The organism is Streptomyces sp. CB02400 (assembly GCF_001905725.1).
Lineage (GTDB): Bacteria > Actinomycetota > Actinomycetes > Streptomycetales > Streptomycetaceae > Streptomyces > Streptomyces atrovirens.
Window position 1 is genome coordinate 221,410 of record NZ_LIWB01000004.1, and the last position, 21,562, is coordinate 242,971.

Sequence of the window (21,562 nt, forward strand, 5' to 3'; positions counted from 1 at the left end):
AACCCGGGCCCGGGGCATTCCGCCGGGTTGGCGGTGGAATGCCCCTTGCAGGCTCCGGGGTCAAGCCTAAAGCGTGTGAACGGGGTCCGTTAAACGGAGTCCGTTACTCGCCCTTGGCCTTCGCGATGATCTCCTCGGCGACGTTCCGCGGAACCTCGGCGTAGGAGTCGAACTGCATGGAGTAGCTGGCACGGCCGGACGTCTTGCTGCGCAGGTCGCCGACGTAGCCGAACATCTCCGAGAGGGGCACGAGACCCTTCACGACGCGGGCACCGGCCCGCTCCTCCATGGCCTGGATCTGGCCACGGCGGGAGTTGATGTCGCCGATGACCTCACCCATGTAGTCCTCGGGCGTGGTGACCTCGACGGCCATCATCGGCTCCAGGAGCACGGGCGAAGCCTTGCGCGCGGCCTCCTTGAAGGCCTGCGAACCGGCGATCTTGAACGCGAGCTCGGAGGAGTCGACCTCGTGGTAGCCACCGTCGATGAGCGTGACGCGGACGCCCGTCATCTCGTAGCCGGCCAGGATGCCGAACTGCATGGCCTCCTGCGCACCGGCGTCCACCGAAGGGATGTACTCCTTCGGGATGCGGCCACCGGTCACCTTGTTCACGAACTCGTACGAGGCGTCGCCGCCCTCGATCGGCTCGATCGCGATCTGCACCTTGGCGAACTGACCGGTACCACCGGTCTGCTTCTTGTGGGTGTAGTCCACGCGCTCGACGGCCTTGCGGATCGTCTCGCGGTAGGCGACCTGGGGCTTGCCGACGTTGGCCTCGACCTTGAACTCACGGCGCATACGGTCGACCAGCACCTCGAGGTGCAGCTCGCCCATACCACCGATGATGGTCTGGCCCGTCTCCTCGTCCGAGTGGACCTGGAAGGACGGGTCCTCCTCGGCCAGACGCTGGATCGCGACGCCCAGCTTCTCCTGGTCGCCCTTCGACTTGGGCTCGATGGCGACCTGGATGACCGGCGCCGGGAAGTCCATGGACTCCAGGATGACCGGGTTCTTGTCGTCGGACAGCGTCTCACCGGTGGTGGTCTGCTTCAGGCCCATGACGGCGACGATGTCGCCGGCGCCCACCGACTCGATCTCCTCACGCTTGTTGGCGTGCATGCGGTAGATCTTGCCGATGCGCTCCTTCTTGCCCTTGACGGAGTTCAGCACGGCGGTGCCGGACTCCAGGCGGCCCGAGTAGACCCGGACGAAGGTGAGCTTGCCGAGGTGCGGGTCGCTCATGATCTTGAACGCGAGCGCGGCCAGCGGCTCGTCCTCGGACGGCTTGCGCTTGACGACGGTCTCGGCGTCCTTCGGGTCGTGGCCCTCGATGGCCTCGACGTCGAGCGGGGTCGGCAGGTAGCGCACGACCGCGTCGAGCAGGGGCTGGACGCCCTTGTTCTTGAACGCGGTGCCGCAGAACACCGGGGTGACCGTGGTCTCGCTGGACTTGCCGGAGGCGATGGTGATGCGACGGATCGCGGCGTACAGCTGCTCCTCGGTGGGCTCCTGGCCCTCCAGGTACAGCTCCATGATCTCTTCGTCGTTCTCGGCGACGGCCTCGACCAGCTTGCCGCGCCACTCCTCGGCGGCCTCGGTGTGCGTGGCCGGGATGTCGACGGTGTCGTACATCTCGCCCTTGGCCGCGTCGGCGGACCACACGAGCGCCTTCATGCGGACCAGGTCCACGACGCCCTGGAAGTCGGCCTCGGCACCGATCGGGAGCTGCATGACGAGCGGCTGGGCGCCCAGGCGGTCCGAGATCATGTCCACGCAGCGGTGGAACTCGGCGCCGGTACGGTCCAGCTTGTTGACGAAGCAGATGCGCGGGACGCCGTAACGGTCGGCCTGACGCCACACCGTCTCGGACTGCGGCTCGACACCGGCGACACCGTCGAACACGGTCACGGCACCGTCGAGCACACGCAGGGAGCGCTCCACCTCGACGGTGAAGTCGACGTGCCCCGGGGTGTCGATGATGTTGATCGTGTAGTCGTTGTCCTCGAGCGGCCAGTGACAGGTGGTGGCAGCGGACGTGATCGTGATGCCACGCTCCTGCTCCTGCTCCATCCAGTCCATGGTGGCGGCGCCGTCGTGGACCTCACCGATCTTGTACGACACACCGGTGTAGAACAGGATCCGCTCGGTGGTGGTCGTCTTGCCCGCGTCGATGTGGGCCATGATCCCGATGTTGCGGACCTTGGCCAGGTCAAGTGAAGTGGTAGCCATAAGGCTTCAGTCTTCTCTCGGTCTCGATGTGGGTAGCGACTACCAGCGGTAGTGCGCGAAGGCCTTGTTGGACTCGGCCATCTTGTGCGTGTCCTCGCGCTTCTTCACAGCGGCACCCAGGCCGTTGGAGGCGTCGAGAAGCTCGTTGAGCAGACGCTCGGTCATGGTCTTCTCGCGACGGGCGCGGGAGTAACCGACCAGCCAGCGCAGCGCGAGCGTGTTGGCGCGACCGGGCTTGACCTCGATCGGAACCTGGTACGTCGCACCACCGACACGGCGGGACTTGACCTCGAGGGTCGGCTTGATGTTCTCCAGCGCGCGCTTCAGCGTGATGATCGGGTCGTTGCCCGTCTTCTCACGCAGACCCTCCATGGCGCCGTAGACGATGCGCTCGGCGGTGGAGCGCTTGCCGTTGAGCAGCACCTTGTTGATCAGGGAGGTCACCAGAGGAGAACCGTAGACCGGGTCGATGATGACCGGGCGCTTCGGGGCGGGGCCCTTACGAGGCATTCTTACTTCTCCTTCTTGGCGCCGTAACGGCTGCGAGCCTGCTTGCGGTTCTTGACACCCTGGGTGTCGAGGGAACCGCGGATGATCTTGTAGCGAACACCCGGCAGGTCCTTCACACGGCCGCCGCGCACGAGCACGATGGAGTGCTCCTGCAGGTTGTGTCCCTCACCCGGAATGTAGGCCGTGACCTCGATGCCGCTGGTCAGACGCACACGCGCGACCTTACGCAGGGCCGAGTTCGGCTTCTTCGGGGTGGTCGTGAACACACGCGTGCAGACGCCACGACGCTGAGGGGAACCCTCGAGTGCGGGCGTCTTGTTCTTCTCGACCTTGTCCTGCCGGCCCTTGCGGACCAGCTGCTGGATCGTAGGCACTACTTCTCCGGTTTCTGTGTGCCGAATGGTGAAGCTAACCTGGAACGTCACCGACCCACGCGGTCGGGTGTGTCGAATCCCGCGGCCTTCCGCAGCAAGACGGAAAGAACGTGTGGATTGCGGTGGCCGTTCATCGGCCCCCGGTGCGGTGTGATGGCACGCACGAAGGCCAGGGCACACCCCAGGCACAAGGTCTGAGCGTACCTATCGCATTCGCTGCGGTCAAAACAAATGGCGTGCGGCCCGGCACGCCGGACTTCTCCCGCTTCGTCCAGCGAACTCTCCGTGAGCACTCCCGGCCGGTCCGTGGCCGACCCCGGCCGGTCCGTGGCCGGTATCCCGTGTTGGCCGAATCGCGCCCTTTACATGTGCGGCGGCCAGTACTTTGATCCGTCCGCCGCAGAGGAACGGGGGGTCAGCCTGATGACATCGGCGCCGCAGGGACCGGATGACGGCGGTCTGGAGGACCGGGTACCGTTCCTGGCCCGTCTGGAGGGCCAGGAACGGACCGCGCTGCTCTCACTCGGCCGTGAGCTGCGCTTCGCTCCCCGGGTCGTCCTGCTGCACCAGCGTGAGCCCTCCTCTCACGTCCTCTTCCTGGTCCAGGGCTGGACGAAGGTCACGGCCGCGGCGGCCAACGGCTACGAGGCGCTGCTCGCCCTGCGCGGCGCCGGCGACGTCGTCGGCGAGTCGGCGGCGCTGACCGGGCGCCCCCGGTCGGCGACGGTGACCGCACTGGAGCCGGTGCGGGCAGTGGCTGTGGAGCACGGGCGCTTCAAGGACTTCCTGGGCCACTCCCCCGCGGTGTCCTTCGCTCTCCTCGGCCTCACGGCGGACCGCACCCGGGCGGCCGACCGGCGGCGCCTGGAGTTCGCGTCGATGAGCGTCCGCCAGCGTTTCGCGGTGCTCCTGCTGGATCTAGCCCGCAGCCACGGCCGCCGCACCGCCGAGGGCATCGAGATCGCCGTACCGCTCAGCAAACAGGAACTCGCGGGCTCGGTCGGCGCGTCGCGGGAGATGGTCCAGCGCCTGCTGCGGGAACTGCGCGAGAAGGAAGCCGTCTCGACCGGCCGCCGCACACTGCTGATCCTCCGCCCCGGCGTCCTCCGCAGAATCGCCTCCGCGGACCAGTCCGCCCCCGGCATCCCGTCCGCACAGCGCCCGCCCGACGCGGCCCCGTCGGCACGTCGGAGGGCGGTGGCCAAGGGGGGCTCGACAGCACCGGACGGCCCGGTCGGCACACCCAGTGGGGCGACGGGCCCCGTCGCATAACTGCGGGCAGTCTCTGCCTCCCCAGTGCCTCGAGGGCCTGGGAGGTGCCTCAAGGGCGGCACGGGCGGGCGATGGGGGTCCTCCCGCTCATGGGTCCCTCCGGCTCGAGCGAAGCCGAGAGCGGGGGGAGGCACCCCGCCGACCTCCGGCTGCGCGACACCTCCACCCAGCACCCGCACCGTGGTGTCGGGGTTTTGTGTACACAGTCACAGTTCCAGTGGGTCATACGCCCTCACGCCCCACCCCCCGCTCGAACCACTCTGCTGCCCTGCACGGCCATCCTCACCGTTCGAAGGGCGACCATGACCGACCCCGTGAGCCGCACGATCCTGTTGCTGGACATCGAGAGGTTCAGCGACCGGGACGACGTGGAACAGGCGTATCTGCGGCGCATGCTCTACGACGTCACCGACCGCGCACTGGAGACCGCCGGCATCGACGAGACCCTGCGCATGCGGGCCGACCGCGGGGACTCCGTGATGGAGCTGATCGACGCGAACGCCCCGGTCACGGCGCTGCTGCGGGCCCTGCTCACCGCGGTGCCCGAGCAGCTGCGGGCGGTCAACCGCATGGCGTCCCGATCCGCGCAGATCCGGCTGCGCGGTGTCGTCGCCGGCGGATACGTGGCCGTCGACCGCCACGACGGCTGGGTCGGCTCCGATCTGAACCACGCCTGCCGGCTGCTGGACGCCGCCCTGCTCCGCGCGGCCCTGCGCGAACGCGCCGACGACTTCGCCCTCTGTGTCTCGGACGCCGTGTACACCGGCGTCGTACGGCACGACCACCCGGGCGTCCCGGCCGCCGACTTCCACCGCGTGACGGTCGACAGCAAGAACGGCCCGCTGACGGCATGGCTGCACGGTCCCGTACCGGAGGGCCCCGGCACGCGGAGCGGGGATTCCCAGGACCACGGTGGCCGGGGGGCGGGGGAGACGCCGGGCGGATCGGGGGACCGCCCGGCGCCGGCCGCGTCCGCTCCGGAGGCGGGTCCTCACCAGAACCGCCCGGCGCCGGCCGGACATCGGGGAGCCCCGGCGCCGGGCCCGGTCCTCGACATCAGCGGCGGCACGGTGAGCTTCGGCGGTGGTTACGTCGCCGGCGACCAGCACGGCGTCTCCGGCGGCCAGGTCACCGGCGATGTCGTCATGGGCGGCAAGACGGAGCGGGGTGAGCGGCCGTGAGCGGCCAGGAGCCCCCGGTCGGCGGTGGGATGGCGGACGGTGGTCCCGGGGCCGCCTCCACGCCCGGCGAGACCGCCCCCGACGAGGCCCTCAAGGACGGCTCCACCGAGGAGCCGGAGGAGCGTGACCAGCCGCAGAACGCCTGGTCGGCCCGGCGTGACCTGGTCGACCACAGCCCGCGCACCATGAAGGTCGGCTCGCACTCCCGCTTCGGCGGCGGCTACGTCGCCGGCGACCAGCACGGCGTCTCCGGCGGCCAGGTCACCGGCGATGTGGTCATGGGCACCAAGACGGTGCATCACTGGTCGCTCTCCGGGCTGTCCACGGCCGCCTCCGCCTCGGGTGAGATTCCGCGCCGCACCCTGGAACGGCTCGCTGCCTCCTTCGTCACGGTCGGCGACACCTTCGACGACCTCGTGGACCGGCTGCGCCGCGACCGTGTCCTGGTGCTGTCCGGGGCCCGCTTCACCGGCCGCCGCACGGCCGCCCTGATGCTGCTGCACCGGCTCGGCGCCACCCCCGTGCTCGCGCTGGACCGCGACACCACACCCGGCTCCCTCGCCGACCGGTTCACCGCCCGCGACGACGACACGGGCACCGGCGCGGACACGGGCAGCGGCCGCGCCCGCGGATACGTCCTGTGCGACCTCGCGACCCGCCGCGGCAACGCCCTGCGCGAGACCCATCTGCTCGGCGCCGCGGACCGGCTCGCCGAGCAGGACGCGTACGCGGTGATCACCGTCGGCCCCACCGCCGTCCTGGAGGACGACGTGTCCCCCGCCGACTGGCGGCCACCCACGGCCGAGGACGTGCTGGCCGCACACCTGCGTGCCCGCACCACCGAGGAGACCGCCGAACGCCTGCTCGGCCTCCCGGACGTCAAGGAGTTCCTGCACCACGGCCACCAGCTGCGCGAGGTCGCCGCGTTCGCCCAGCTCCTCGGCTGGTACGCCGCGGGCGAGGTCACCGAGCAGGCGGTCGCCGACTTCTCACTCGTATCGCTGGAGAACCAGGTCCAGGAGTGGTTCGAAGAGGACGAGAACACCGTCCACCTTCGCGACAAGGCGTTCCTCATCGCCCTCGCCGCCTTCGACGACGGCCCTTACGCGCTCACGGCCGAACTCAGCGACCTGCTCTACGGCTTCCTGCAGCAGACCGAGAACCGGGCCCGCGTCCCCGAGATCCCCGTCTTCGGCACCCACATCGGCAAGCGCCTCCAGCTCGCCCGCGCCCGTCGCCACGAGGACGAGGAGCACACCGAGTGGGGCCCGGTGATCCAGACGAAGGCCGCGTTCCACGACGAGCGGGCCTCCCTGGTGCTGCTGCGGGAGGTGTGGACGGGGCACCCGTCCGCCCGGCCCGCGCTGATCGCCTGGCTGCGCCACCTCGCCGACGACGGCCGGCCCCTCGTCCGTACCCGAGCCGCGTCCACCGTCGCCGTCCTCGCCCGTACCGACCTGCCCTCCGCGATGGCGCTGGTCATCGAGCCGTGGGCGACCTCCAGCCGGTTCCGCCACCGGCTCGTCGCTGTCAACGCGCTCACCCTGGCCCACCACATCGGCACACCCAACATCCCACGCATCCTCGACGCCTGGTCCACGGCCGAGGACCGCCGGCTGCACTGGGTGGCCGTCCGGGCGTACGCACTGATCGGGCCCGAACGGCCGGCCCAGGCGCTCGCCGCGCTGCGCGACGCCACTCGCGCGCTGTACCGGCACTCCGGCGATCCGGACGACTTCGACGTGGAGATGGCCCGGGAACTGGCCCAGGCCGTGGAACTGCTGCTGCTGTCACCGGCCGACGCCGAGGTCCTCACCGACCTGCTCTCCCGCCTCGACGACGAGCCGGCCGTTCGCGACCTGTCCCTCGGCGGCTTCGTCAACGCCTGCCGCCGCACCGAGGGCGACGAGCGGTACGGCGCCCCGCTGGTCCTGCGGTGGTACGCCCGCGCCGCGACCGACGACGACCGGGACGTGGCCGAGGGCATCGCACACCTGTGGCGGGAAGCCCTCGGTGACCCCCGGCACACCCGGTTCGCGCTCGACTCACTGCGTGACTGGGTGCTCGCCGCGAGCCGCTCCACGACCACCGAATGGGCCCTCGCCGCGCTCCTGCCGAGGCTCGTCACCACCTCGACCGAGTACCAGCGGCTGAGCCATCTGCTGCGCACCATGCCCGGCGAGGACGGCAACCCTCCCCCGGAGGTGGCCGCCCGGCTGCTGAGCACGCTCCCGCCCCGCTGACGAAAGACGTCCCATGCCTTCCTTCCACCACCCACCCGAGTGGCAGCAGCCCGCCGACCGGCATACACGGCTGATCGACCCGGTGCTCACCGTGCGGCAGCTGTCCCGCTTCGAGCTGTCCCTGAAGCACGTGATCCGCATCGACCACGCGCTGGTCTTCTCCAACCCGAAGGGCGGGTACGAGGCCTACCCCCCGCCGACCCGCCCGAGCCGCAGCGAGATCGCGGCCCGCCGGTACACCGCGGTGTACGAGGTGGACATGGGCGTCCATCCCTTCACCGACACCCTCGCCCTGCCCAGCGACAACGACGCGTTCGAATTCACGGCGGAGGTGGACGTCTCCTGGCAGGTGCTGGACGCGGCGCGGTTCGTGGCGAGCGGCATCCGGGACGTGCCCGCGCTGCTGACCGGTGAGTTGCAGCAGGCGGCCAGGCCGGTCACCCGCGGCTTCGCCATCGCCGACAGCGGGGCGGCCGAGCGGGAACTGCTACGGGCGGTCACGCTCCTCGGCCCGCTCGGCGCGACGGCAGGGCTCCAGGTCACCTGGACCCTGCGGCTACGCCGTGACCAGGCGAACATCGACCACCAGCAGCGACTCCAGGCGATCGACCACTCCGCGGCCGAACAGATCCGCACGGCGCAGCAGGGCATGCAGGTCGATGTGGAGATGGACCAACGCCACCGGCAGCTGGACGAGCTGCAGCTCGAACGGGCCATGGAGTACGGGCGCCGGCAGCAGGAACTGGTCCTGCAACAGCAGCGCTGGCAGCACGAGCAGATGATGCTCCAGGGCCGGCACGCGCTGGAGCTGCAGCAGATCGAGACGCAGAAGATCGAGTTCTACCAGTGGCATCTGTCGCAGGGCGGTGTGCACTCCTGGGCGCTCCATCTCGCCCAGCACCCGGAGGACTCGCAGCTCGTGATGAACAGCATGCGCGAGGACCAACTACGCATGATCCAGGCGCAGATGGAGCTGGTGAAGGAACTGCTGGGAAGCGAGGGCGCGGAGAAGTTCGAGCTGGAGGGGCCCAAACAGCTGGCGCTGCGCACCGTCAGCGACATCCTCAACCAGCGCCTCCCGGGCGTCCCCCAGAACCCTCCCCTGCTCCCCCCGGCGGACCATGCCGGCCCTGCCGCGCCACCGCCCCCGGGGACAGGACCGAGTGCGGGGACGGGGACGGCACCGGACGTGAGACCGGAGGCAGGATCAGGCGCGGGCCCAGGGACAGGGACGAGTCCGCCACCCCCGCCGGCAGCCCCGCACACACCGCCCGCCGCTCCGACCGGCCTGCCGTACGTCCCACCTGCGGGACACACTCCCCCTACGCCGTACCCGGCGGCCCCCGGCCCGTACATGCCGGGAACACCGCCGACCATGCCGCCGAGCCACACACCGGCGCCGCCCCACACGTTCCCGGACCCCTCATCGCCGTACACACCGGGAGCACCACCCGTCACACCGGCAGCCCCCTCACCCGCGTGGCAGCCGCCGCCGGGTTACGGCACCACGCCCACCGCACCGGTGCAGGCCGCCCCTCACACACCGCCCGCCGCGGCCACCGGTCACACCGAGGCCGATGGGCTCGCGAGGCAGCCGGAGAGCACCCTGCAGGGCGACACAGCCGAGGGGGAAGGCTCGTGACGGCCGACCCGGTACCCGCCCCGACAACGACGGCCAGGCACGCCCCCGCCCCCGCCCCGGCGCCCCCGCGCCTCCCGTCACCGCCCACGGCGGCCCGTACACAGCTGTGCGAGCGACTGCTGGCGGACCTGCGTACCGAGATCGCCCGCGCCGACAGCAAGGCGGCCGTCCTGGTCGCCGCGCTCGGCATCACCGCAGGCGTTTTCAGCGGACTGCTGGCCGGCCAGGACTGGTCGCCGGACGTCCTGTCGGCGTCCGGCTCGACGGTGTGGTGGGCCGGTACCTCGTCCCTCGTCCTCTCCCTGTTCGCGCTGCTCCTGGCGGTACTGCCCCGCTACCGCAACGGGGCGTGGGTCGCGGGGCAGCCACTGTCGTACTTCGGGGACATCCAGCGGGCCGTGCGGGCGGGCCGGCTGGACACCGCGCTCGCCGACACCGAGGCCGACCCGGTGGCCGGTCTGACGGCGGCACTCACGGAGACGAGCCGGATCGCCTGGCGCAAGCACCAGTGGATCCGCACCGGTCTGATCGCCTTCTGCACCGGGACGCTCCTGCTGCCCGCCTCCCTGCTGATCGGCTGACCCACGGGTCGGCCACTGCTCACGTCAAGTGAAGGAAGCACCATGACCCAGCCCCCGCCGGTCCCACCGGAGTACCCGGAGCCGACCGGCCGTCCCCACCAGCCGCAGGTCCCGCCGCCGCCCTACCCCCAGCAGCCCGCACCACAGACCCCACCCGGAACCCGGCCCCACGTCCCACCGCAGTACCCGCACGTGGGCGCGCAGGCCCCCCGGTACCCGCAGGCCCCGCAGTACCCGGATACAAGCGCGCAGGCCCCTCAGTACCCGTCCCCGCCCCCGTACCCGCAGGCCGCTCCGCCTCCCGCGCCCGACTCCCCGCTGCACCCGCACCACATCAACACCGACCGTGGCCGGGTCCACGTCTCCGGCCGGCAGCGCCACACCGACGCCACCGCCTTCAGCAACCTGCTCCTCCATCTGCCGAACTTCCTGTGCAGCCTCGTCGTCGTCGGCCTGGTCTCGGCCCTCTTCGGCGGCTTCGGCGTCCTGGTGGTCCTGGCCTGGCTGGCCAGCGGCGCACTCGTGTTCCACCGCCCGACGGAAAGCGCCCTCGCACGCCATCTGCTCCGGTTGCGCTACCCCACTCCGCAGGAGAGGGCCAAACTCGAACCGGTCTGGCGCGAAGTCACCGCCCGTGCCGGCGTCGAGGGCCGGAACTACGAGCTGTGGGTCGAGGACAGCGACGGTCTCAACGCGGTCGCCGCGGCCGGGCACATCGTCGGTGTCACCCGTTTCGCCATGAACCAGCTGCCCAACGGCGAGCTGGCCGCCGTCATGGCCCACGAGCTGGGCCACCACGTCGGCGGCCACGCCTGGTCCTCGCTGCTCGGCTACTGGTACGCGCTGCCCGGCCGGATCGCCTGGCGGGTGCTGCGCGCGGTCACCGGTTTCATGTTCCGGGTGTCACAGGTGTTCTCCTGCTTCGGCGTGCTGTTCTTCGGCCTGTTCGTCGGCGGCCTCGCACTCGCCACGATCAGCACCCTGTACGGGCTGCCGCTGCTGCTCCTCGCCGTGCCGTACGCGCTCGCCGCTGTCGGACGCCGCTCCGAACTGCGCGCCGACCAGCACGCCGCCGCGCTCGGCTTCGCCCCGATGCTGGCCGCCGTACTGCAGAAGCTGCACCATCAGGAACAGCAGGCCGCCGCGCTCACCGCGGCCGACGGGGGCGCGCCGGTGACCGAGACGCCGGTGAGCAAGCTGCTGTCCTCCCACCCGGACTACTACACCCGGCTGCACCACCTGCAGCCGTACCTCCAGCCGACCCGCTGAGCCCGCCACCCCGCCCGGCGCCCCGAGGAAGGCCGCGTCGGGCCGGTCAGCCCGAACCCGCCAGCGCGAGGGCGAACGACAGCAGCATCAGGACCACCCACGCCCCGTTCGCCAGCCAGCCGAGCGCCAGACCGGTCAGCGCCAGTCCGTCGCCCTCCTCCCCCGTGCGCGCCATCTCGGCCCGCGCCGTGTGCCCCAGGATCACCGCCGGGATGCCGGTGAGCCCGAAGGTGACCAGGCAGAGCCCGCCGCAGACGGCGGAGGCGACCGCCTTGCCGTTCACCCGCGCCCGGGGCACCGGCCGGAACACCGCCGGCACGGCGGGCACCACAGGCACCGCATGCGGTACGGGCCCCTGCGGCAGGTCGGCCACCAGCAGCGCCAGCTCCCCCACCGTACGGGCGGCGCACGCCCGCGCGACCCTCCGGTCGAACTCGGGCTTCTCCAGCCGCCCCTCCCCGTACCCGGCTCTCAGGACGTCCACGGCGCGCTCGCGGTCGGCGTGTGAGGCGAGCATCGCGGCGGCACCGGCGCCGGCCCACGGCTGCGGAACTCCGCTCCCCTGCCACGGCTGCCACGGCTGCCACGATGGATGGGTCATGGAGCACCTCCCCCGTAATGGTCGGGCTCCCTCCATGATGCGCCCCACCACCGTTCCCGACATCAGGGCGTCTCCCGGATCCCCGACCGCTGCCGAACACCGGCAAGTTACGGCCGTACAAAACAGCCGACGTCGACACCTGTCTGCCCGGACCGCCCTCCTGCACTCTGGCACCGGTACAGCCGTTCGACACAACGAGTTCGACGGGGGACTTCACCATGACACCGAACCCGAGCATCCGGCCCGGCGGCCTCGACACAGTCGACGTCGACGTCCGTCTGGCCGTCATCGAGTACGACGACTGCCTCGCCGCCTACGGTCCGCGCGCCGACGACACCACCGTCCCGGGGCATGTCCTCGACGACTACGCGATCGCCCTGGACGTCCTCGCCCTGGCCCGCCGCGTGCCCACCGGCGACGTACCCGCGCTGCTCGCCGTGGGCACCAGAGCGCTGCTCCGCGTCCACCGCGCTCTCCACCGCTGAGCGGGACCGCCGACAGGACCGAACGGGGGGACCATGAACCGCACACCCGACGACAGCACGCTCGCCCGCACCGGCGCCGGCCACACCCGCCGCTGGCCGAAGGCCCTGCTGCACGGCTGGATCGGCGGCACCGCCACCATGCTGTTCCTGCTGGTCGTCATCGGCGCGCTCCCGCTCGGCGACGGCACCGCGTTCCTGGTGCTCTACCTGGCCTTGACGGTGTCGCCGACGGTCGTCTCGTACCGCCTGCTGCCCCGCACCCGGCCACACCCCGGCATCCGGCCGAAGCGCGAGGCGCCGAAGGCCACGGCCGAAGCCGCCGCGGAAGCCGAGCGGGCCATCACCCGGTACGGCGAGTTGCTGCACGCCCACCCCTACTCCCCCGGCGAGGCGGCCAACGCCGACGAGCTGGCGGACTACCGCACGGCGCTCGACGCGTACGAGCAGGCCAAGCAGGTCGCGCCCGGACAGGTGCCGACGGTCCTGGCCGGCGGCCGGGCGGCGCTCGACCGGCTGAGCGCCGGCAACCGCAGCGCCTCGGACATCGCCTGGAGCCGAGGGCGGGGCACGATGAAGCTGGCCCTGCCCAGGCCCGCTCCAGGCGTGCCCGCGGTGCTGGTCTTCGAGACCGACGTGAAGCAGCCCTTCTCCGTGCACACCCGCTCGGGCCGCGGGGGCCGCCGGCAGATCCTGCTGGACGGCGGGATGGGCCCGACGAGCGCGCACGTGGGTGTGCCCGCGCAGGACACCGACGTCCTGTTCGTGGAGGTCACCGCGTCCGGGCCCTGGCGCATCGCGCTGCGCCGCATCGGCGAGGCCCGGCAGCTGACCGACGGTGGATGGCTGCGCGGCCACGGCACGGAGACCGTGCTGAGGCGTGGCGGGTCCAGGGTGGTGGAGTTCGAGCACCGGGGCGACACGGATTTCACCGTCCGCCGGCTCAACCGTTCGTTCCGCCCGGCCGGCGTGCTCGCCGAGGGCCGGGGCGGCGCGAGGCTGAACATCCCGGTTCCGGGCCGCTGCGTCCTGCGGATCGACACGATCGGGGACTGGAAGCTACGCGACCCGGCCGCCTGAGCGGTTCCGCGCGCGGGCGCCCGAGCGGCGCCGTACGGACGCGGCGGCGTCGTCGCCGTACGAACGCCGAGGGGCGGCCACCCCTTACGGAGTGACCGCCCCTCAGTGCTTCAGACGTACGCCTTACTGGTTGTACGGACCGTAGTCGTAGTCCTCCAGCGGAACGGCCTGGCCGGAGCCCGTGCCGAACGGCGAGTAGTCGATGTCGTCGTAGCCGACGGCCGAGTACATCGCGGCCTTGGCCTCCTCGGTCGGCTCGACCCGGATGTTGCGGTAACGGGACAGACCCGTACCGGCCGGGATGAGCTTACCGATGATGACGTTCTCCTTGAGGCCGATGAGGCTGTCGGACTTGGCGTTGATCGCCGCGTCCGTCAGAACTCGGGTCGTCTCCTGGAAGGAGGCGGCCGACAGCCAGGACTCCGTCGCCAGCGAGGCCTTGGTGATACCCATCAGCTGCGGACGACCGGAGGCCGGGTGACCGCCCTCCTGGACCACACGACGGTTCTCGGTCTCGAACTTCGAGCGCTCGACCAGCTCGCCGGGCAGCAGCTCGGCGTCGCCCGACTCGATGATCGTCACACGGCGCAGCATCTGCCGGATGATGATCTCGATGTGCTTGTCGTGGATCGACACACCCTGCGAGTTGTAGACCTTCTGGACCTCGCCGACCAGGTGGACCTGGACGGCACGCTGACCCAGGATGCGCAGCACGTCGTGCGGGTTGGTGGCACCCACGGTGAGCTGCTGGCCCACCTCGACGTGGTCGCCCTCGCCGACCAGGACCTTGGCACGCTTCGAGATCGGGAACGCCGTCTCGTCGCTGCCGTCGTCCGGGGTGACGACGAGCTTCTTGGTCTTCTCGGTCTCCTCGATCCGCACGCGGCCGGAGGCCTCGGAGATCGGGGCGACACCCTTGGGCGTACGGGCCTCGAAGAGCTCGACGACACGGGGCAGACCCTGGGTGATGTCGTCACCGGCCACACCACCGGTGTGGAAGGTACGCATCGTCAGCTGGGTACCGGGCTCACCGATGGACTGGGCGGCGATGATGCCGACCGCCTCACCGATGTCGACCAGCTTGCCGGTGGCCAGCGAACGGCCGTAGCACATCGCGCAGGTGCCGACGGCGGACTCGCAGGTCAGGACCGAGCGGGTCTTGACCTCCTCGACGCCGCGGGAGACGAGCTCCTCGATGAGGACGTCGCCCAGGTCGGTGCCGGCCGGGGCCAGCACCTGTCCGTCGACCACGATGTCCTCGGCGAGGCAGCGCGCGTACACGGAGGTCTCGACGTCGCCCTCCTTGCGGAGCACGCCCGTCTCGTCCCGGCTCGCGATCTTGAGGCGCAGACCGCGGTCGGTGCCGCAGTCCTCCTCGCGGATGATGACGTCCTGGGAGACGTCGACCAGACGACGGGTGAGGTAACCCGAGTCGGCGGTACGCAGAGCGGTGTCCGCCAGACCCTTACGGGCACCGTGCGTGGAGATGAAGTACTCCAGCACGGACAGGCCCTCACGGAACGACGCCTTGATCGGACGCGGGATCGTCTCGTTCTTCGCGTTCGACACCAGACCACGCATACCGGCGATCTGACGCATCTGCATCATGTTGCCTCGTGCGCCCGAGTTCACCATCATGAAGATCGGGTTGGTCTTCGGGAAGTTGTCGTTCATCGCCTCGGCGACCTCGTTGGTCGCCTTGGTCCAGATGTTGATGAGCTCCTGCGTGCGCTCGTCCTTGGTGATCAGACCGCGCTCGTACTGCTTCTGGACCTTCTCGTCCTGCGCCTCGTAGCCGCGGACGATCTCCTTCTTCGCCTCGGGAACGACGACGTCGGAGATGGCGACGGTGACGCCGGAGCGGGTGGCCCAGAAGAAGCCGGACGCCTTCAGGTTGTCGAGCGTCGCCGCCACGATGACCTTCGGGTAGCGCTCGGCGAGGTCGTTGACGATCTCGGAGAGCTGCTTCTTGCCGACCTCGTAGTCGACGAACGGGTAGTCCTCGGGCAGCAGCTCGTTGAAGAGCGCACGGCCCAGGGTGGTGTTCAGCCGGAAGCTGTCACCCTGCTGCCACTCGGGCTCGCCCTCCTCGCGCGCCGGCGGGGTCCAGCCGCGCGGCGGGATGGTGCCGACCGGGAAGCGGACGTCGATCTTCGACTGGAGCGACAGCTCGCCCGCGTCGAAGGCCATGATCGCCTCCGCGACCGAGGCGAAGGAACGGCCCTCGCCCTTGAGGTCGCGCATCTCGCCGTCGGTGGTGAGGAAGAACAGACCGAGGACCATGTCCTGGGTCGGCATCGTCACCGGACGGCCGTCGGCCGGCTTGAGGATGTTGTTCGAGGACAGCATCAGGATGCGGGCCTCGGCCTGCGCCTCCGCGGACAGCGGCAGGTGCACGGCCATCTGGTCACCGTCGAAGTCCGCGTTGAACGCGGTGCAGACGAGCGGGTGGATCTGGATGGCCTTGCCCTCGACGAGCTGCGGCTCGAAGGCCTGGATGCCGAGGCGGTGCAGCGTGGGCGCACGGTTCAGCAGAACCGGGTGCTCCGCGATGACCTCTTCCAGCACGTCGTACACGACCGTGCGGCCGCGCTCGACCATGCGCTTGGCCGACTTGATGTTCTGCGCGTGGTTCAGGTCGACCAGGCGCTTCATCACGAACGGCTTGAAGAGCTCCAGCGCCATGGCCTTGGGCAGACCGCACTGGTGCAGCTTGAGCTGCGGGCCGACGACGATCACGGAACGCGCCGAGTAGTCGACTCGCTTGCCGAGCAGGTTCTGACGGAAGCGGCCCTGCTTGCCCTTGAGCATGTCGGACAGCGACTTCAGCGGACGGTTGCCGGGGCCCGTCACCGGGCGGCCACGACGGCCGTTGTCGAAGAGCGCGTCGACGGCCTCCTGGAGCATGCGCTTCTCGTTGTTCACGATGATCTCGGGCGCGCCGAGGTCGAGAAGCCGCTTCAGGCGGTTGTTGCGGTTGATGACACGGCGGTACAGGTCGTTCAGGTCGGAGGTCGCGAAGCGGCCACCGTCGAGCTGCACCATCGGACGCAGGTCCGGCGGGATGACCGGCACGCAGTCGAGCACCATGCCCTTGGGGCTGTTGGACGTCTGCAGGAACGCGGAGACGACCTTCAGCCGCTTGAGCGCACGGGTCTTCTTCTGGCCCTTGCCGGTGCGGATGATCTCGCGGAGACGCTCGGCCTCCTCCTCGAGGTCGAAGGACTCCAGGCGCTTCTGCAGCGCCGCGGCACCCATCGAGCCGTCGAAGTACGTGCCGAAGCGGTCACGCAGCTCGCGGTAGAGCAGCTCGTCGCCCTCGAGGTCCTGGACCTTGAGGTTCTTGAACCGGGTCCACACCTCGTCGAGGCGGTCGATCTCGCGCTGCGCGCGGTCGCGCAGCTGCTTCATCTCGCGCTCGGCGCCCTCGCGCACCTTGCGGCGCACGTCGGCCTTGGCGCCCTCGGCCTCCAGCTCGGCCAGGTCGGTCTCGAGCTTCTTGGCGCGGGCCTCGAGGTCGGCGTCGCGGCGGTTCTCGACCTGCTGGCGCTCGACGGAGACGTGGGCCTCCAGCGAGGGCAGGTCGCGGGTGCGGCGCTCCTCGTCGACGTACGTGATCATGTACGCCGCGAAGTAGATGACCTTCTCCAGGTCCTTCGGGGCGAGGTCGAGCAGGTAGCCGAGGCGCGACGGAACGCCCTTGAAGTACCAGATGTGCGTGACGGGCGCGGCCAGCTCGATGTGGCCCATCCGCTCGCGGCGCACCTTGGCGCGCGTGACCTCGACGCCACAGCGCTCACAGATGATGCCCTTGAAGCGGACGCGCTTGTACTTGCCGCAGTAGCACTCCCAGTCCCGGGTCGGACCGAAGATCTTCTCGCAGAAGAGTCCGTCCTTCTCGGGCTTGAGGGTGCGGTAGTTGATGGTCTCGGGCTTCTTGACCTCGCCGTGGCTCCACTGACGGATGTCGTCAGCGGTGGCCAGGCCGATCCGGAGCTCGTCGAAGAAGTTGACGTCGAGCACTATGCGTCAATCCCTCTCAGGGTCGTGAGTCTTGGGGTCTGATACGGGGGTCCTGGGGCGGGCGGCCCGTTGTTCGGCGGGCCGCCCAACTCCCGTCAGACCTCTTCGACGCTGCTCGGCTCGCGCCGGGACAGGTCGATGCCGAGCTCCTCCGCAGCGCGGAAGACGTCCTCGTCGGTGTCACGCATCTCGATGGACATACCGTCGCTGGACAGCACCTCCACGTTCAGGCACAGGGACTGCATCTCCTTGATGAGGACCTTGAAGGACTCGGGGATGCCGGGCTCGGGGATGTTCTCGCCCTTGACGATGGCCTCGTAGACCTTCACGCGGCCGGTGACGTCGTCGGACTTGATGGTCAGCAGCTCCTGGAGCGCGTAGGCGGCGCCGTACGCCTCGAGTGCCCACACCTCCATCTCGCCGAACCGCTGGCCACCGAACTGAGCCTTACCACCCAGCGGCTGCTGGGTGATCATGGAGTACGGGCCGGTCGAACGCGCGTGCAGCTTGTCGTCGACCAGGTGGTGCAGCTTCAGGATGTACATGTAGCCGACCGAGATCGGCTCCGGGAACGGCTCGCCCGAGCGGCCGTCGTACAGCCGTGCCTTGCCGGACGGGAGCACCATGCGCTCGCCGTCGCGGTTCGGGATGGTGTGCTGGAGCAGACCCGCGAGCTCGTCCTCACGCGCACCGTCGAAGACCGGGGTGGCGACGTTGGTGCCGGGCTCGACCTTGTCGGCGCCGATGACCTGGAGCCGCTCGGCCCACTCCTCCGCGAGGCCGGAGACGTCCCAGCCGCGGCTGGCGAGCCAGCCGAGGTGGATCTCCAGGACCTGTCCCGGGTTCATTCGGGACGGGACACCCAGCGGGTTGAGGATGATGTCGACCGGGGTGCCGTCCTCCAGGAACGGCATGTCCTCGATCGGGTTGATCTTGGAGATGACGCCCTTGTTGCCGTGGCGGCCGGCGAGCTTGTCACCGTCGGTGATCTTGCGCTTCTGCGCGACGTAGACGCGCACCAGCTGGTTGACACCGGGGGGAAGCTCGTCGCCCTCCTCGCGGTCGAAGACGCGCACGCCGATGACCTTGCCGGTCTCGCCGTGCGGCACCTTCAGCGAGGTGTCACGGACCTCACGGGCCTTCTCACCGAAGATCGCGCGCAGCAGGCGCTCCTCGGGGGTCAGCTCGGTCTCGCCCTTGGGCGTGACCTTGCCGACGAGGATGTCACCGGCGATGACCTCGGCACCGATGCGGATGATGCCGCGCTCGTCGAGGTCGGCGAGGACCTCCTCGGAGACGTTCGGGATGTCCCGGGTGATCTCCTCGGGGCCGAGCTTGGTGTCACGGGCGTCGACCTCGTGCTCCTCGATGTGGATCGAGGAGAGGACGTCGTCCTGCACGAGGCGCTGCGACAGGATGATCGCGTCCTCGTAGTTGTGACCCTCCCACGGCATGAACGCGACCAGCAGGTTCTTGCCGAGCGCCATCTCGCCGTTCTGGGTGGCCGGGCCGTCGGCGAGGACCTGGCCGGTGATGATCCGGTCGCCCTCGTTGACGATGACCTTCTGGTTGACCGAGGTGCCCTGGTTGGAGCGGGAGAACTTGGCCAGGCGGTACGTGATGTACGTGCCGTCGTCGTTGGCGGTGGTGATGTAGTCCGCGGAGACCTCCTGGACCACACCGTCCTTCTCGGCCTTGACCACGTCGCCGGCGTCGACGGCGGAGCGGTACTCCATGCCGGTGCCGACGAGCGGGGACTCGCTCTTGATCAGCGGCACGGCCTGGCGCATCATGTTCGCGCCCATGAGGGCACGGTTGGCGTCGTCGTGCTCGAGGAACGGGATCATGGCGGTCGCGACCGACACCATCTGGCGCGGCGAGACGTCCATGTAGTCGACGTCGTCACCGGGGACGTAGTCGACCTCGCCGCCACGGCGGCGGACCAGGATCCGGTTCTCCACGAACCGCATCTCGTCGTTGAGCGGCGCGTTGGCCTGCGCGATGACGAAGCGGTCCTCCTCGTCGGCGGTCAGGTAGTCGACCTCGTCGGTGACCTGGCCCTCGACGACCTTGCGGTACGGCGTCTCGATGAAACCGAACGGGTTGATCCGGCCGTACGAGGCGAGCGAACCGATCAGACCGATGTTCGGGCCTTCGGGCGTCTCGATCGGGCACATGCGGCCGTAGTGCGACGGGTGCACGTCACGGACCTCGAAGCCGGCCCGCTCACGGGAGAGACCACCCGGGCCGAGGGCGTTCAGACGACGCTTGTGCGTCAGCCCCGACAGCGGGTTGTTCTGGTCCATGAACTGCGAGAGCTGGCTGGTGCCGAAGAACTCCTTGATGGAGGCGACGACCGGCCGGATGTTGATCAGGGTCTGCGGCGTGATCGCCTCGACGTCCTGGGTGGTCATGCGCTCGCGCACGACGCGCTCCATACGGGCGAGACCCGTACGGACCTGGTTCTGGATCAGCTCGCCGACGTTGCGGATACGACGGTTGCCGAAGTGGTCGATGTCGTCGGTCTCGACCATGATCGAGCGACCGGACTCGCCGACCGTCTCGGTCTCACCGGCGTGCAGCTTCACCAGGTACTTGATGGTGGCGATGATGTCGTCGGTGGTGAGCACGCCGGCGTCCAGCGGCTCGTCCCCGCCGAGCTTCTTGTTCACCTTGTAGCGGCCGACCTTCGCGAGGTCGTAGCGCTTGGGGTTGAAGTACAGGTTCTCGAGCAGCGTCTGCGCGGCCTCACGCGTGGGGGGCTCGCCCGGACGCAGCTTGCGGTAGATGTCGAGCAGCGCGTCGTCCTGGCCCTGGGTGTGGTCCTTCTCCAGGGTGGCGCGCATGGACTCGTACTCGCCGAACTCCTCGAGGATCTGCTCGGTGGTCCAGCCGAGCGCCTTCAGGAGGACGGTGACGGACTGCTTGCGCTTGCGGTCGATACGCACACCGACCATGTCGCGCTTGTCGATCTCCATCTCCAGCCAGGCACCCCGGGACGGGATGATCTTGGCGGAGAAGATGTCCTTGTCGGACGTCTTGTCGATGGAGGAGTCGAAGTAGACGCCGGGCGAACGGACGAGCTGCGACACCACGACACGCTCGGTGCCGTTGATGACGAACGTGCCCTTGTTCGTCATGAGCGGGAAGTCGCCCATGAAGACGGTCTGGGACTTGATCTCGCCGGTCTCGTTGTTGGTGAACTCGGCGGTGACGAAGAGCGGGGCCGCGTACGTGAAGTCGCGCTCCTTGCACTCGTCGATGGAGTTCTTCGGCGGCTCGAAGCGGTGGTCGCGGAAGGTCAGCGACATCGACCCGGAGAAGTCCTCGATCGGGGAGATCTCTTCGAAGATCTCCTCCAGACCGGACTTGGTGGGGACGTCGTGCCCGTTCTCGAGAGCCTCCTCGACCCGACTCTGCCAAGCGGTGTTCCCGAGCAGCCAGTCGAAGCTTTCGGTCTGCAGCGCGAGCAGGTTCGGAACCTCGAGAGGCTCCTTGATCTTTGCAAAGGAGATGCGCAGCGGGGCGGTGCTGGCACCGTTGTTCGTATTCGCGGTCGAGGCGTTGCGCGAGGCGGCCAAGAGGGGGTCCTTCCGAGGGCTCGGACTCACTACGCGCGTACCGGCCCCCCACTGGGCAGAGAGACAGACATCCCAGGTCAGAGATGATCTAGTCGTCGGTGCTCGAGCGAGGGCATGCCCCTGGTGACGGGCAGGGGACAGCTAACAGGCAGCGCAAAGGGTCAGTGTAGCCATTTGGCACACTGATGTCCAATGCCGGTTTACAGAACCGGTGGAGGCCCTCGTTCTTCTCAACTCCTGCGACAAGGCGCTGCCCTCAACGCACGTTCATACTGCCCTCTTTGCCGCCGATCCATGCCTCGGATCCGGATCCTTGTGGCGACGCGTCCTGAGAATTGCGCGCTGCGTGCGGTTCGTCAAGGCCCCCCTTGCCGGGACCGCCTGCCACCAGGCAGATCCTCGCGGTCCCCGGAGGCACAACGAAGATCACCTTACTCCCCGCCGTCACGGGTGCAAGGCAGCCGCCGCCGGACCCCTCATACGCCGAGGAGCG

General features: G+C 69.5%; 13 protein-coding genes and 1 pseudogene. 8 read left to right on the top strand and 6 right to left on the bottom strand.

Features of this window, described 5'->3' with window-relative positions:
- Nucleotides 1–103 precede the first annotated feature (103 nt).
- The 3 genes from fusA to rpsL are packed head-to-tail and all read right to left on the bottom strand — an operon-like array spanning nucleotide 104 to nucleotide 3,114.
- Nucleotides 104–2,230: an elongation factor G gene (fusA, locus tag AMK33_RS11995; RefSeq protein ID WP_073932775.1), complete on the bottom strand. Its 2,127-nt coding sequence runs from the start codon at nucleotides 2,228–2,230 to the stop codon at nucleotides 104–106.
- A 39-nt stretch (nucleotides 2,231–2,269) separates the two neighbouring features.
- Nucleotides 2,270–2,740 carry a 30S ribosomal protein S7 gene (gene rpsG / locus AMK33_RS12000; RefSeq protein WP_003992340.1) on the bottom strand — a complete coding sequence of 157 codons (471 nt, stop codon included), beginning with the start codon at nucleotides 2,738–2,740 and terminating at the stop codon, nucleotides 2,270–2,272.
- Nucleotides 2,741–2,742: 2 nt separating this feature from the next.
- The gene (rpsL, locus tag AMK33_RS12005; RefSeq protein WP_003948652.1) at nucleotides 2,743–3,114 is read right to left on the bottom strand and encodes a 30S ribosomal protein S12; all 372 of its coding nucleotides are present in this window, start codon (nucleotides 3,112–3,114) and stop codon (nucleotides 2,743–2,745) included.
- A 423-nt stretch (nucleotides 3,115–3,537) separates the two neighbouring features.
- On the opposite strand from rpsL, the pseudogene AMK33_RS12010 reads away from it, so the two are divergent.
- The 6 genes and pseudogenes from AMK33_RS12010 to AMK33_RS12035 all read left to right on the top strand — a co-directional run.
- Nucleotides 3,538–4,236, top strand: a pseudogene (locus AMK33_RS12010) (Crp/Fnr family transcriptional regulator); the annotation flags it as partial.
- A gap of 452 nt (nucleotides 4,237–4,688) precedes the next feature.
- Entirely contained in the window at nucleotides 4,689–5,567 is an 879-nt protein-coding gene (locus AMK33_RS12015; RefSeq protein WP_073932776.1) for a hypothetical protein, read from the top strand.
- Between the two features lie 29 nt (nucleotides 5,568–5,596).
- The gene (locus AMK33_RS12020) at nucleotides 5,597–7,810 is read left to right on the top strand and encodes a hypothetical protein (RefSeq protein WP_073932777.1); all 2,214 of its coding nucleotides are present in this window, start codon (nucleotides 5,597–5,599) and stop codon (nucleotides 7,808–7,810) included.
- 13 nt (nucleotides 7,811–7,823) lie between these two features.
- Nucleotides 7,824–9,452, top strand: a complete 1,629-nt coding sequence (locus tag AMK33_RS12025; protein WP_073932778.1) for a hypothetical protein — start codon at nucleotides 7,824–7,826, stop codon at nucleotides 9,450–9,452.
- Nucleotides 9,449–10,033, top strand: coding sequence for a Pycsar system effector family protein (locus AMK33_RS12030; protein WP_443030911.1), 585 nt, complete (start codon nucleotides 9,449–9,451; stop codon nucleotides 10,031–10,033). Before AMK33_RS12025 ends, AMK33_RS12030 begins: the two co-directional genes overlap by 4 nt.
- Before the next feature lie 42 nt (nucleotides 10,034–10,075).
- Nucleotides 10,076–11,302 carry a M48 family metalloprotease gene (locus AMK33_RS12035; RefSeq protein ID WP_073932779.1) on the top strand — a complete coding sequence of 409 codons (1,227 nt, stop codon included), beginning with the start codon at nucleotides 10,076–10,078 and terminating at the stop codon, nucleotides 11,300–11,302.
- A gap of 46 nt (nucleotides 11,303–11,348) precedes the next feature.
- Here the strand turns inward: AMK33_RS12035 and AMK33_RS12040 are convergent, their stop codons facing one another.
- Nucleotides 11,349–11,903: a DUF1707 and DUF4190 domain-containing protein gene (locus tag AMK33_RS12040; RefSeq protein WP_073932780.1), complete on the bottom strand. Its 555-nt coding sequence runs from the start codon at nucleotides 11,901–11,903 to the stop codon at nucleotides 11,349–11,351.
- Between the two features lie 218 nt (nucleotides 11,904–12,121).
- On the opposite strand from AMK33_RS12040, the gene AMK33_RS12045 reads away from it, so the two are divergent.
- Together AMK33_RS12045 and AMK33_RS12050 are read left to right on the top strand one after the other, a co-directional pair.
- On the top strand, nucleotides 12,122–12,388 hold the full coding sequence (locus AMK33_RS12045; RefSeq protein WP_073932781.1) for a hypothetical protein: 267 nt from the start codon (nucleotides 12,122–12,124) through the stop codon (nucleotides 12,386–12,388).
- A gap of 33 nt (nucleotides 12,389–12,421) precedes the next feature.
- Nucleotides 12,422–13,465, top strand: coding sequence for a hypothetical protein (locus AMK33_RS12050; protein ID WP_073932782.1), 1,044 nt, complete (start codon nucleotides 12,422–12,424; stop codon nucleotides 13,463–13,465).
- A gap of 123 nt (nucleotides 13,466–13,588) precedes the next feature.
- Here AMK33_RS12050 and AMK33_RS12055 read toward each other — a convergent pair whose 3' ends face one another.
- Together AMK33_RS12055 and rpoB are read right to left on the bottom strand one after the other, a co-directional pair.
- Nucleotides 13,589–17,488, bottom strand: a complete 3,900-nt coding sequence (locus AMK33_RS12055; RefSeq protein WP_073932783.1) for a DNA-directed RNA polymerase subunit beta' — start codon at nucleotides 17,486–17,488, stop codon at nucleotides 13,589–13,591.
- Nucleotides 17,489–17,583: 95 nt separating this feature from the next.
- Entirely contained in the window at nucleotides 17,584–21,069 is a 3,486-nt protein-coding gene (rpoB, locus tag AMK33_RS12060; protein WP_073932784.1) for a DNA-directed RNA polymerase subunit beta, read from the bottom strand.
- Nucleotides 21,070–21,562: the final 493 nt, after the last annotated feature.